Genomic DNA, 11,890 nt, shown 5'->3' with positions numbered 1-11,890 from the left:
CCCACGGTCATCCCGAGACTCCAACGACACCCAGCCCACCCCTCGCTCCGACGAACAGAACGATCATGCCGACCCCGACGAGTCAACGAAGCCGTTTCACGGATTTCCCAACGGAGTCCTGAAGGCCCGGGGTTCCTCACAAGAGTCCGCTGAAGGGGGACACCCCAAAAAACGGGGTCAGGTCCGCTCCTCGAACCCCTCCGTCAGAAGCAGCTTCTTCTGCGGCTTGCCCATGGCGTTGCGCGGCACCGCCGCGACGAAGCGCACCTCGCGCGGCCGCTTGTGTACAGACAGGTGCGCGGCGACGAACTCCGTGAGCTCGGCGCCCGTCACCCCCTCGGCGACGACGAAGGCGACGATCCGCTGCCCCAGATCCGCGTCCGGGACGCCGACCACCGCCGCCTCGCTCACCTTGGGATGGTCCAGCAGCGCGTTCTCGATCTCGCCGGCGCCGATCCGGTAGCCGCCCGACTTGATCATGTCGATGGAGGCCCGCCCCACGATCCGGTGGACCCCGTCCGCCTCGTCGACGGCCGCGATGTCGCCCGTCCGGAACCACCCGTCCTCGGTGTACGCGGCCGCGGTGGCCTCCGGGCGGCCCAAGTATCCGGCGAACAGCGTCGGTCCGGTGAGCTGGAGTTCCCCGATTTCGGCGCCCGGTTCGGCGGCGATCCGCGTACGGATCCCGGGGAGCGGGGTGCCGACCGTACCGGGCCGGACCTCACCGCCCGCGCGGCCGCTGACGGTGATCAGAGTCTCCGTCATCCCGTAGCGCTCCACGGGCCGATGCCCGGTCAGCCGTTCCAGGTCGCGGAAGACGGGCGCGGGCAGGGCGGCGCTCCCGGAGACCAGCAGCCGCGCCCCGGACAGCGCGGCGGCGGCCTGCGGTGCGGCGGCGATACGGGACCACACGGTCGGCACCCCGAAGTACAGGCTCCCGCCGGCCTCCGCGTAGGCCTCGGGGGTCGGCCGCCCGGTGTGCACGAGGCGGCTGCCGGTGCGCAGGGCCCCCAGCACGCCGAGGACGAGCCCGTGCACGTGGAACAGCGGCAGCCCGTGCACGAGGGTGTCCTCGGCACTCCACTGCCAGGCCTCGGCGAGGGCGTCCAGGTCGGCGGCGAGCGCCGCGCCGGTCAGCACCACACCCTTGGGCGCACCCGTGGTGCCGGAGGTGTACAGCACGAGCGCCGGGTCCTCGGGCGCGGCGCCCGCCCCCGGCCACCCCGCGGACCCGGACGAGCGCCGCGCGAAGTCCACCTCCACGACCACCGCCCCGGAGTCCCGCAGGATGTGCTCGCGCTCGGCGGGCCCGGCATCCGGCGGCAGCGGCACCATGGGCACCCCGGCCAGCAGCCCCCCGACCACGGCGGCGACGGTCTCCAGCGAGGCCGTCGCGGTCACCGCGAACGCCGGGGCCCCGGCCACGTCGGCGGCCACGGCGCGCGCCGCGCCCAGCAGTTCCTCGTACGAGGCGGTCCGCCCCGCGACGCCGATCGCATCCTTCCGGTCCCCGTACACCCCGTCCAGCGCGGTCAGCACGCGAAGCCTCCTCCGGTCACCCAGCAGTATCAGGAGCCCCAGGCTACGGCGCACACGGAACCGCAGACGGCCCGGGCACCAAGTGCCCGGGCCGCCCGGCGACGTTGCCGTAAAAGCCGTAGCCGTAGCCGTAGCAACCAGCAACCAGCAACCAGCAACCAGCAACCAGCAACCAGGATCAGATAACGCCCTGCGCCAGCATCGCGTCCGCAACCCGCTCGAAGCCCGCGATGTTCGCGCCGGTGACGTAGTCGCCCGGGGCCCCGTACCGCTCGGCGGTCTCGTACGCGACGGCGTGGATCGAACGCATGATCCCGGCCAGCTCGTCCTCGACCCGCCCCGCGCTCCAGGCCACCCGCCCCGCGTTCTGGCTCATCTCCAGCGCGCTGACCGCGACCCCGCCCGCGTTGGCGGCCTTGCCCGGCGCGAAGGCGACCCCGGCCTCCTGGAAGATCCGGACCGCCTCGGGTGTGGTGGGCATGTTCGCGCCCTCGGAGACCGCCTTGACCCCGTTCGCGACGAGGGCACGGGCGTCGGCCGCCTCCAGTTCGTTCTGCGTGGCGGAGGGGAACGCCACGTCCGCGGGCACGTCCCAGACCCGCCCGCCGGCCACGAAGCGCGCCGAAGACCCGCGCCGCTCCGCGTACTCGCTGACGCGCCCGCGCTCGACCTCCTTGATCTGCTTCAGCAGCGCGAGGTCGATGCCCTTGTCGTCGACGACGTAGCCCTGGGAGTCCGAGCAGGTCAGCGGGTTCGCGCCGAGCTGCTGGAGCTTCTCGATCGTGTACAGCGCGACATTGCCGGAGCCGGAGACCACCGCGGTCAGCCCGTCCAGCGACTCGCCCTTGACCTTCAGCATCTCGGCGGCGAACAGCACGCTGCCGTAGCCGGTGGCCTGCGGCCGGATCGCGGAGCCGCCCCAGGCATGCCCCTTGCCGGTCAGAACGCCGGCCTCCCAGCGGTTGGTGATGCGCCGGTACTGGCCGAAGAGGTAGCCGATCTCTCGGCCGCCGACGCCGATGTCACCGGCTGGCACGTCGGTGTGCTCGCCGATGTGCCGGTGCAGTTCGGTCATGAAGGACTGGCAGAAGCGCATGACCTCGGCGTCGGACTTGCCGTGCGGGTCGAAGTCGCTGCCGCCCTTGCCGCCGCCGATGCCGAGGCCGGTCAGGGCGTTCTTGAAGATCTGCTCGAAGCCGAGGAACTTCACCACGCCGATGTCCACCGACGGGTGGAAGCGCAGGCCCCCCTTGTACGGGCCGAGCGCGCTGTTGAACTCGACGCGGTAGCCGCGGTTGACGTGCACGCGGCCCCGGTCGTCCTGCCACGGGACGCGGAAGAGGATCTGCCGCTCCGGCTCGGTGAGGCGCTCCACGAGGGCCACGGCCGGATCGGCGTACTCGGGGCGGGCGGCGAAAACGGGCGCGAGGGTCTCGAGTACTTCCCGTACCGCCTGGTGGAACTCGGGCTGAGCGGGGTTTCGGCGCTCGATGTCCGCCCGCAGTGCTTCCAGCCTGTCCTTCGGGTCGTTCACGTGTGTCCCTCCAGGGGATGCGTTGCACAGAGCTCGGCAGGTGCATGGTCGGCAGGTGCATGCTGCCAGTGGGGCAGCCGGATACCGGTCGCTTTCCGATGGAGCGCATTCGGAAAAGTTCTTCCGTTCGCCGCGCGCGGACCGCGAGCGGCCGGTGCCATCTTCCGTGCATCGCACGCGACATGGGGTCCGGACGCCCCTATGATCGGCAGCCTTGACGATCCGATGACCATTGGACCAGCGGACCAGAGAACCAACCCAAAGGGCCAAAGGACCAGAGAACGCAGAGAACGCAGAGAACCCAGAGGACCAGAAGGAACCAACGTGGACATCGCAAGGCTCGCGTCCCTCATCGCCGCGACGCTCACCACGGGCCTGATGGCAGGCCTGTTCTTCGCCTTCGACGTCGCGATGATGCCGGCCCTGAATCGCTCCGACGACCGGACCCTCATCCAGGTCATGCAGCGCGTCAATGTGGCCATCATCAACGGCTGGTTCCTGCTCGGCTTCCTCGGCGCGCTCCTGTTCACGGGGCTGGCACTGGCCCTGCACGTCGCCTCCGACGGCGGCGACGTGGTGCCGCCGCTGGCCGGCGCGCTCGGCGCCTACTTCCTGGCGCTGCTGGTCACCGCCAGGGTCAGCATCCCCCTGAACAACGCCCTGGACCAGGCGGGCCCGATCGAGCACATCGCCGACCCGGCCGCCGTCCGGCAGGCGTTCGAGACCCACTGGGTTTCCGCCAACCGCTGGCGCACCCTGCTGTGCACGGTCGCCCTGGGCTGCCTGGCGTGGGCGCTGGTACGCAACGGCGGCCTGGCCTGACGCCCCGGGCCCCGCCGGCGCCTCGGTAGGGTGCAGCCATGAGCACCTCCGCACTACGCCTGGAGCCGGTCACCGCAGCGAACATCGACGCGGTGTGCGCGATACAGGTACGCCCTGACCAGGCACATCTCGTCTCACCCGTGGTCAAGTCGCTGGCCGAGGCGTACGTCCACGGCGAGACCGCCTGGCCGCGCGCCATCGTCGACGGTGACGAGGTCGTCGGCTTCGTCATGGCCTTCCTCGACATCGCGTGGGCCCCGGACCGGGACCCCGCCGACATCCGCTCCGGCATCTGGCGCCTCAACATCTCCGCCACCCACCAGGGCCGGGGCTACGGCCGCTTCGCCGTCGGGGCCGTCACCGCCGAACTCCGCCGCCGCGGCGCGGCCCGCGCGTACGTGACCTGGGAGCCCGGCGCCGGCACCCCCGAGCCGTTCTACCTGGGCCTCGGCTTCCGCCTCACCGGCGAGACGAGCGGCGGCCAGACCGTAGGCGAACTGACCCTGCCCCCCGCGTAATCACTCGCGCCCCCTACGTCCCTTCGCCCCTACGGTCCCCTACTCCCCTTGCGCCCCTACGCCCCCGGGAGCACCACCGTGCGCGAGGCCCCCGAAGCCGCAACCGGCAGGGCCGCGGCGCAGGCGGCGCCCGCACGGAACTCCTGGGGGCTGACCCCGCGGACGCGCTTGAACGCCGTCGACAGCGCGAACGCGGAGTTGTAGCCCACCCGTCGGGCCACCGTCGCCACCGTGGCGTCCGGCTCACGCAGCAGGTCGGCCGCCAGCGCGAGGCGCCAGCCCGTCAGATACGCCACCGGCGGCTCCCCCACGAGCTCCGCGAACCGCCTGGCCAGGGAGGCCCGGGACACCCCCACCTTGAACGCGATCTCCTCCACCGTCCAGCCGTGGGCCGGGTTCTCGTGCAGCAGCCGCAGCGCCGGGCCCACCACCGGGTCGCCCTGGGCCCGGTACCACGCCGGGGCCCCCGAGCCGGGGTCCGCGAGCCAGGTGCGCAGGACCCCGATCAGCAGCAGGTCCAGCAGCCGGTCCAGGACGATCTCCTGACCCGGCTCGTCCCGGGAGATCTCCGAGGCCAGCAGCCCGATCAGCGTGGTGTCGGCGGCCGCCGCCGGCCGGACAAGGACCGTCGGCAGCGCACTCAGCAGCCGACGCCCGATCTCGCTCGGCGCCTGATACGTACCGCTCAGCATCACCGCCGACCCCGCGTCCTGGAACTCCGCACCCCAGGTCCGCACCCCCAGCGCCATGCTCTCGCTGAGGTCCTCGCCCGCCTGCGTGCTGCACCGCTGTTCCTGGTCCACGGTGATCTGCACCGGTGTCCGCGGCGAGTCCGCGACCGCGTACGGCTCAGGCCCCCGTACGACGGCCACGTCCCCGGGACTGATCGGCACCGGCGCGCCCCGGTCGGGGAGCAGCCAGCCCGAGCCGTGCACCATCGTCACCACCGACAGCGGGGCCCGGTCCTCGATGCGCACCGCCCACGGCGGGTTGAAGACGGACTTGAGCAGGAAGGCGCCCCGAGCATTGGGGCCTTCGAGCAGGCCGGTCAGCGTGTCCATGGGCCCATCCTCTCCCGGCCTCCCGCGCCGTGACAGCGACAGCGACAGCGACAGCGACAGCGACTCAGACGTCCCAGACACCGGTCGCCGCCGCCTCGCGGGCGAAGTCGGCGAAGTCCTTCGGCGGCCGGCCGAGCACTTCCTCCACCCCGCGCACCAGGTGCGCGTTGCGCCCGTCCAGGATCAGCGTGAACAGGTCGGCGAACTCCTCCGGCAGATCGTTCTCGCGCAGCACCGCCCGGTAGTCCTCCTTCGATACGGGGATGTACGAGATCTCGCGCCCCGTAGCCTTCGACAGCTCGGCCGCGACGTCCGAGAAGCTGAGCAGCCGCGGCCCGGACAGCTCGTACGTCCTGCCGATGTGCCGGTCGTCGCTCAGCGCGGCCACCACCACATCGGCGATGTCGTCGGCGTCGATGAAGGGCTCGACGGCGTCCGAGGTCGGCAGGGCGATCTCCCCGGCCAGTACCGGCTCCAGGAAGAAGCTCTCGTCGAAGTTCTGGTTGAACCAGCTGGCCCTGACGACCGTCCAGTCGGCCCCGGACGCCTTCAGCTTCTCCTCGCTGAGCCGGGCGGCCTCCTCGCCCCGGCCGGACAGCAGCACCAGGCGGCGCGCCCCGGCGGCCACGGCCACCTGCGAGAACGCGCCGATCTGCTCGGCGGCTCCCGGGAAGGCGAGATCCGGGTAGTAGGTCATGTACACCCGGTCGACGCCCTCCAGGGCCGGGCCCCAGGTGGCCGGCTCGTTCCAGTCGAAGGGGGCGGGCTCGCCGCTGCGCGATCCGACCCGGACCGGGCGGCCCTGGCCGAGAAGCTTCTCGGTGACGCGCCGCCCGGTCTTGCCGTTGCCCCCGACAACCAGGGTGGTGCCCTGCAAACTGTTCGCCGTGTTCGCCGTATTCGCCGTGTTCGCCGTATTCGCTGTCTTCGTCATGTCCCCAAGTCAAGCCCGCTCCGGCGAGACGGGACATAGCCGAAAAGCTCAGCTCCATACGCGTGCGTCTACACCCGCCCCCGGCCGCCGCTCCGCCCCGTCGACGGCGAGGGTGGTGCCCAGCAGCGTGAGCCCGGCCGCCGAGGCCGACTCCGGGGCCGCGCTGTAGAACAGCACCCGGTGCCCCAGGCCGTCGCTGAGCGGCATGGACTCGAAGTCGAGGGCGAGCTCACCCACGACCGGGTGGCGCAGGTGCTTCACGCCCACCGTGCAGTCGCGCACCGGGTGCTTGGACCAGAGCGCCGCGAACTCCGGGCTCTGCACCATCAGCGAGCCGATCAGTTCGGCGAGCGCCCGGTCGTCGGGGTGCCGGCCCGCGACCAGGCGCAGGGCGGCCAGCGCGGTGCGCGCGTCCTGCTTCCAGTCGGCGTGCAGCTCACGGGTGTGCGGGTCGAGGAACAGCATCCGCGTCAGGTTGGGCCGGTCGGCGGGGCGTTCGGGGCTCGTCGCGTCGAGGTGTCCGGCGAGGAGGGCGTGCCCGAGCGGGTTCCAGGCGAGGACGTCATTGCGCCGGTCCAGCACCACGGCCGGGACCTCCGGCATGGCGGCGAGCAACTGCCGGGTGGCGGCCCGGGCGTACTCGGGGCGCGGAGCGGCGGCCCGCCGGGCGGCGCGCGGCGGGCGGGCGAGGTCGCGCAGGTGGGCGTGCTCGTCGGGGGTCAGCCGCAGGGCGCGGGCCAGGGAGTCGAGGACGGCGTCGGAGGCGTTGACGGAGTGCCCCTGCTCGAGGTGGGTGTAGTACGTGATGCTCACCCCGGCCAGCAGCGCGAGCTCCTCACGGCGCAGCCCCGGGACCCGGCGCCGGGTCGTGCCGTGCGTGGGCAGTCCCACGTCCTGCGGCGTGAGCCGGTCGCGGCGGTTGCGGAGGAAGTCCCCGAGGGCGGTGGGTGTGTCCATGCCCTCCAGTGTCGTCGCGGAGCGTGCGCGAGGGGAGGCCCGAGGGTATCCCTGCCGGCAACAGCCTCCCCGGCACCACTACCGACAGGGGGCTGGGTAACACCGCGGCCCCGGCCCAGAGTCGTCCCCGAAGGATCCACATCCGCACCCCCGGCAGACGACGGAAGGACACGGGCGATGTCGCTCATGCAACGCACTCGTACTCAAAGGCAGCAGCAGCCCCCACAGGCTCCGGACCGCCTGGACGGCCGCTCCCGCCTGATCCTGATCGTCCTCCTTGCGGCGCAGTTCATGCTGGCCGTGGACTTCTCGATCCTGAACGTGGCCCTGCCCGTCATCGGCAAGGGCCTCGGCTTCTCCCTCTCGGGGATCCAGTGGATCGCCACCGCCTTCGCACTGTGCGCGGCGGGCTTCACCCTCCTCTTCGGCCGTTTCGCGGACCTCTTCGGCCGGCGCCGTGTCTTCCTCGGCGGCCTGGCCGTACTGGGGGTCTCCTCCCTGGTCGGCGGCCTGGCCACCAGCCCCGAAATGCTGCTGGCCGCCCGCGTGTTCCAGGGCCTGGCCACCGCCGCGGTCACCCCGGCCGGGCTGGCGCTGCTGACCACGTCCTTCCCCGAGGGGCCGCTGCGCCAGAAGGCCCTCGGCCGGAGCGGCGCCCTCATGTCGGCCGGTTTCACCACCGGGGCGATCCTCGGCGGGGTGCTGACCGACCTGCTGTCCTGGCGCTGGGCGTTCCTCGTCAATGTGCCCGTGGCGCTGGCCGTGCTGCTGATCGCCCCGGCCGTCATCAAGGAGTCCCGCCCGGCGGTCCGGCCCAAGCTCGACGTGCCCGGCGCCGTCTCCGTCACCCTCGGCCTGCTCGCTCTGGTCTACGGGCTCACCCTCGCCGGGGAACACGGCTGGGGCTCCGCCGGGGCCCTGATCTGGCTGGGCGCGGGCGCGGCACTGCTGCTGGTGTTCTACGCCGTGGAATCCCGGGCGGCGAGCCCTCTCGTCCCGGTGGGCGTCCTCAAGCGCCGGACCGTCGCATGGGGCAATATCGCCGGCCTGGTGGCCTTCCTGACCGAGACGTCCCTCGTCTTCCTCATGACCCTCTACCTGCAGGAAGTCCTGGGCTACTCCCCGCTGGCGGCCGGTCTCGCCTTCTCCGTACTGGGCGCCGGCACCGTCATCGGCGGGTCGATCGCGCCCCGGGTGATCGCCGCGACCTCCACCCGGACCACCCTGATCACCGGCGGCGCCCTCCAGGCCGCGGCCACCCTCTCCCTGGTGGCGCTGGGCGACGAGCGCGCGTACATCCTCCTGCTGCTCGCCGCGACCTTCCTGGGCGGGATCGGCAACATGCTGGTGATCGTCGGCTTCATGGTCACCGCCACCACCGGCCTGCCGGACGGCGAACAGGGCCTGGCCACCGGCCTGGCGACGATGACCCAGCAGATCGGCATCACCATGGGCACCCCGGTCATGAGCGCCATCGCCGCCTCCGGCACCGGCGTCCTGGACGGCGTCACCACCGCCGTCCTCGCCAACACCGCCCTGGTCGTGGCGGGCCTGGCCACCACGCTCGTCTTCCTCAGGCCGACCCCGAACCCCGGGCCGACCCCGAACCCCCGGCCGACCCCGAACCCCCGGCCGACCCCGGCCGCCGACTAGCCGGTGTGCACCTGTGTGTTCTGGCAGGCGGTCAGCAGCCACCGCCCGTCGTCCTGCCGGGTCATCACGTACAGCGGCGCGCCCACGGTGTCCCCGGCCACCGAGCGGTAGACCTGCCGGACCTTGACCGCCGCCACGTCGGGCCGCAGGAACTGTGTGTGCACCACCTCGTAGGTCACGTCGCCGTCCCAGCTGGTGGCGGGCAGCACGGCACGGGTGAACTCGGCTATCGCGTCGAAGCCGATGAGGACCTTGCCGTGGGCGGTGGTCCACAGCGCCTCGGGGTGGAACAACGCGAGGAACCCCTCGGCGTCCTTGGCCCGCTGGGTCCGCTCGACGGCGGCAACGACCTGCGCGATCGCCGCGACGGCCTCGACCTCGCCTGTAGCCCCGGCCTCGCCCGTGGCCTCGACCTGCTGGGCGGCGCCCCGCGCCGCGATGTCGATGATGCTCATGTGGCCGATCATTCTCCCTCAAGTACGGTTGAGGTCAATAAATATGATCACATGGCCGCATGACGAGGACTCTCTACCTGTTCTGCTCCGCCGCCCAGCCCGTCTTCGAGGTGGCCCACGTGATCGAGGACGCCCAGTCGCGCGGCTGGAACGTCTGCCTGGGCCTGACCCCAACGGCGGCGCGCTGGCTGGCCGGGAGCCTCGACGGGCTCGCGGCCCTGACCGGCTACCCGGTGCGCTGGGAGTACAAGTTCCCCGGGGAGCCCGACGTATGGCCGCCGGCCGATGCCCTGCTCTTCGCCCCGGCCACCTTCAACTCCCTCAACGCCTGGGCCCTCGGCCTCACCGACCGTTTCACCCACGGAGTCGCCGCCGAGTCGCTCGGCAAGGGCATCCCGGTGGTCGCGATGCCGTGCACGAACAGCGCGCTCGCCGCACATCCCCAGTTCGAGCAGTCCCTGGCCGTCCTGCGCAGCGCCGGCGTCGAACTCCTCTACGGCGAGACCGGCTTCACCCCCGGCCCGGCCGGCCCGGACGGCCCCGCGCACTTCCCGTGGCCGGCGGCCCTGGACTCGGTGGACCGGGCCGGCACGGCCCAGCCCTAAGCCCAACGGGGAGCCCTATTCGCCGGTCGTCCCGTCGATCGCCTCGCGCAACAGGTCCGCGTGCCCGTTGTGCCGGGCGTACTCCTCGATCATGTGCGCCAGGATGTAGTGCAACGAGTACCGCTCATCGCCATATCTCCCCCGCACATCGAGGGACTCGGCGGCCTCTACGATCGCCCGCGACCGCGCACAGGTGTCCTCCCAGATTTTGAAGGACTCCGCCGGGTCCGCGTCCTCGACGTGGAACTCCGTCCACTCCCCGGCCTCGTTCTTCGGGAAGTAGCCGCGTACGTCCTCCCCGTTCAGGACATTGCGGAACCAGCCGCGCTCGACCTCCGCCAGGTGCCGCACCAGCCCGAGCAGGCTCAGCCCGGACGGGGCGACGGCCTTGAGCCGCAGCTGATCATCCGTCAGGCCGGCGCACTTCATCATCAGGGTGTCCCGCTGCCACTGCAGAACGCTGGTCAAAGTCGCCCGCTCATCACCAACGAAAACAGGCCGGGCCCGCTGTTCACCATTCATGAGTCAATCGTCCTTCAGACCAGCTCTCGAAAGAAAGCCCGAATATCCCCGGCCAGCAGCTCCGGCACCTCCATCGCGGGAAAGTGCCCGCCCCGGTCGTACGAAGTCCAGCGCACGATGGTGTCGGTGCGCGCGGCGATGTGCCGCAACGGGACGAAGTTGTCGCGGGGGAAGTCCGCGAGAGCGGTCGGAGTGCTCGACACTTCTGCCGGCTGCCCGTAGTAATCGGCATGCGCGCGCTCGTAGTAGATCCGGGCGGCGGACCCGGCGGTCCCGGTCAGCCAGTACAACATGACATTGGTCAGCACCTGGTCCCGGTCCAGGGGGCAATCGGGGTCGCTCCACTCGGCGAACTTCTCCCCGATCCAGGCGAGCAGCCCGACCGGCGAATCGTTCAGCCCGTACGCGAGGGTCTGCGGCCGGGTCGCCTGGATGTCGGCGTACCCCTGCCGCTCCCGCGCCCAGACCCGGTACCGCTCCCAGGAAGCCACCGTCCGCTCCCGCTCGCCCGCGCTCAGCGCGGCCAACTCCTCCGGCCGGGGCTCCTCAGTAGCCCCACCGCCCGGAAGCAGATTCAGATGCACCCCGACCACGTTCCCGGGCCGGATCCTCCCCAGCTCCCGCGAGACAGCGGCCCCCCAGTCACCGCCCTGAACCCCGTACGCCTCGTAACCGAGCCGCTCCATCAGTACCCCGAAGGCCCGCGCGACCCGCTTGAACTCCCAGCCCGTCTCGGTCGTCGGCCCGGACAGCGCGAAGCCGGGGATGCTCGGCAACACCAAATGGAATGCATCCTCGGCCTCCCCACCATGCGCCCGCGGGTCGGTCAGCAGCCCGGCGATCCGCTGGAATTCCACGAAGGACCCGGGCCACCCATGGGTCATCAACAGCGGCGTCGCCCCGGGCTCAGGCGACCGGATGTGCGCAAAGTGCACCTGCGCCCCGTCGATGGTGGTCGTGAACTGCGGCCACTCATTCAACCGCGCCTCGGCCGCCCGCCAGTCGTACTCCGTACGCCAATACCGCGCGAGCTCCCGCACCTCACCCAACGGCATCCCGTACGCCCGCCCCACCCCCGGCAACTCATCAGGCCACCGCACCCGGTCCAGCCGCTCAGCGAGATCGTCCAGTTCCCCCTGCCCCACATCAAGCCGAAACGGCCGCGCCCACGCCCCAAGATCATCCATACGTCCGCACCCTAGCCCCAATACCAGTGACTTAGTGCGTTGTGGCAAAGGGAGCCCCTGTTCGATGAGCAGGGGCTTCTTCGTGTTCGGAGCATGATCGTGG

The 11,890-nt window shown here is 71.5% G+C and carries 12 protein-coding genes; 4 read left to right on the top strand and 8 right to left on the bottom strand.

Going from position 1 to position 11,890, the window contains the following annotated elements:
- Positions 1-177: 177 nt before the first annotated feature.
- Together J7I97_RS26190 and gdhA are read right to left on the bottom strand one after the other, a co-directional pair.
- Positions 178-1,539: an AMP-binding protein gene (locus tag J7I97_RS26190; protein ID WP_214939148.1), complete on the bottom strand. Its 1,362-nt coding sequence runs from the start codon at positions 1,537-1,539 to the stop codon at positions 178-180.
- 178 nt (positions 1,540-1,717) lie between these two features.
- Complete coding sequence (gdhA, locus tag J7I97_RS26185) at positions 1,718-3,073, bottom strand: NADP-specific glutamate dehydrogenase (protein WP_214939145.1); 1,356 nt, start codon at positions 3,071-3,073, stop codon at positions 1,718-1,720.
- Positions 3,074-3,397: 324 nt separating this feature from the next.
- Between gdhA and J7I97_RS26180 the strand changes: the two genes are divergently transcribed.
- Both J7I97_RS26180 and J7I97_RS26175 read left to right on the top strand, forming a co-directional pair.
- The gene (locus J7I97_RS26180; RefSeq protein WP_308369372.1) at positions 3,398-3,895 is read left to right on the top strand and encodes an anthrone oxygenase family protein; all 498 of its coding nucleotides are present in this window, start codon (positions 3,398-3,400) and stop codon (positions 3,893-3,895) included.
- Between the two features lie 38 nt (positions 3,896-3,933).
- Positions 3,934-4,413, top strand: coding sequence for a GNAT family N-acetyltransferase (locus tag J7I97_RS26175; RefSeq protein ID WP_214939142.1), 480 nt, complete (start codon positions 3,934-3,936; stop codon positions 4,411-4,413).
- Between the two features lie 56 nt (positions 4,414-4,469).
- On the opposite strand, the gene J7I97_RS26170 is transcribed toward J7I97_RS26175, so the two are convergent.
- The 3 genes from J7I97_RS26170 to J7I97_RS26160 form a co-directional block, all read right to left on the bottom strand.
- The gene (locus tag J7I97_RS26170; protein WP_214939139.1) at positions 4,470-5,474 is read right to left on the bottom strand and encodes an AraC family transcriptional regulator; all 1,005 of its coding nucleotides are present in this window, start codon (positions 5,472-5,474) and stop codon (positions 4,470-4,472) included.
- A gap of 64 nt (positions 5,475-5,538) precedes the next feature.
- On the bottom strand, positions 5,539-6,408 hold the full coding sequence (locus J7I97_RS26165) for an NAD(P)H-binding protein (RefSeq protein ID WP_214939136.1): 870 nt from the start codon (positions 6,406-6,408) through the stop codon (positions 5,539-5,541).
- A 48-nt stretch (positions 6,409-6,456) separates the two neighbouring features.
- Entirely contained in the window at positions 6,457-7,365 is a 909-nt protein-coding gene (locus J7I97_RS26160) for a helix-turn-helix domain-containing protein (protein WP_214939133.1), read from the bottom strand.
- Between the two features lie 186 nt (positions 7,366-7,551).
- Between J7I97_RS26160 and J7I97_RS26155 the strand changes: the two genes are divergently transcribed.
- Positions 7,552-9,018: an MFS transporter gene (locus J7I97_RS26155; RefSeq protein WP_214939151.1), complete on the top strand. Its 1,467-nt coding sequence runs from the start codon at positions 7,552-7,554 to the stop codon at positions 9,016-9,018.
- On the opposite strand, the gene J7I97_RS26150 is transcribed toward J7I97_RS26155, so the two are convergent.
- On the bottom strand, positions 9,015-9,473 hold the full coding sequence (locus J7I97_RS26150) for an SgcJ/EcaC family oxidoreductase (RefSeq protein WP_214939130.1): 459 nt from the start codon (positions 9,471-9,473) through the stop codon (positions 9,015-9,017). The two genes, J7I97_RS26155 and J7I97_RS26150, sit on opposite strands and share 4 nt — an antisense overlap.
- A gap of 59 nt (positions 9,474-9,532) precedes the next feature.
- On the opposite strand from J7I97_RS26150, the gene J7I97_RS26145 reads away from it, so the two are divergent.
- On the top strand, positions 9,533-10,078 hold the full coding sequence (locus tag J7I97_RS26145) for a flavoprotein (RefSeq protein ID WP_214939127.1): 546 nt from the start codon (positions 9,533-9,535) through the stop codon (positions 10,076-10,078).
- 15 nt (positions 10,079-10,093) lie between these two features.
- Here J7I97_RS26145 and J7I97_RS26140 read toward each other — a convergent pair whose 3' ends face one another.
- Both J7I97_RS26140 and J7I97_RS26135 read right to left on the bottom strand, forming a co-directional pair.
- Positions 10,094-10,546 carry a DinB family protein gene (locus tag J7I97_RS26140; protein ID WP_251049624.1) on the bottom strand — a complete coding sequence of 151 codons (453 nt, stop codon included), beginning with the start codon at positions 10,544-10,546 and terminating at the stop codon, positions 10,094-10,096.
- Positions 10,547-10,614: 68 nt separating this feature from the next.
- The gene (locus J7I97_RS26135) at positions 10,615-11,787 is read right to left on the bottom strand and encodes an epoxide hydrolase family protein (protein WP_214939122.1); all 1,173 of its coding nucleotides are present in this window, start codon (positions 11,785-11,787) and stop codon (positions 10,615-10,617) included.
- Positions 11,788-11,890 lie beyond the last annotated feature (103 nt).

The sequence above is a fragment of the Streptomyces sp. ISL-87 genome, assembly GCF_018614095.1.
In the GTDB taxonomy this organism is placed as follows: Bacteria; Actinomycetota; Actinomycetes; order Streptomycetales; family Streptomycetaceae; genus Streptomyces.
Note: the sequence above shows the minus strand (reverse complement) of the source record. Positions and strands in the feature narration are given on the sequence as shown.

Excerpts from the sequence above, each read along its gene's own strand:
- J7I97_RS26170 (WP_214939139.1), bottom strand. The coding sequence starts at position 5,474 with ATGGACACGCTGACCGGCCTGCTCGAAGGCCCCAATGCTCGGGGCGCC.
- J7I97_RS26135 (WP_214939122.1), bottom strand. The coding sequence starts at position 11,787 with ATGGATGATCTTGGGGCGTGGGCGCGGCCGTTTCGGCTTGATGTGGGG.
- J7I97_RS26160 (WP_214939133.1), bottom strand. The coding sequence starts at position 7,365 with ATGGACACACCCACCGCCCTCGGGGACTTCCTCCGCAACCGCCGCGAC.
- J7I97_RS26145 (WP_214939127.1), top strand. The coding sequence starts at position 9,533 with ATGACGAGGACTCTCTACCTGTTCTGCTCCGCCGCCCAGCCCGTCTTC.
- J7I97_RS26175 (WP_214939142.1), top strand. The coding sequence starts at position 3,934 with ATGAGCACCTCCGCACTACGCCTGGAGCCGGTCACCGCAGCGAACATC.
- J7I97_RS26155 (WP_214939151.1), top strand. The coding sequence starts at position 7,552 with ATGCAACGCACTCGTACTCAAAGGCAGCAGCAGCCCCCACAGGCTCCG.
- J7I97_RS26165 (WP_214939136.1), bottom strand. The coding sequence starts at position 6,408 with ATGACGAAGACAGCGAATACGGCGAACACGGCGAATACGGCGAACACG.
- J7I97_RS26150 (WP_214939130.1), bottom strand. The coding sequence starts at position 9,473 with ATGAGCATCATCGACATCGCGGCGCGGGGCGCCGCCCAGCAGGTCGAG.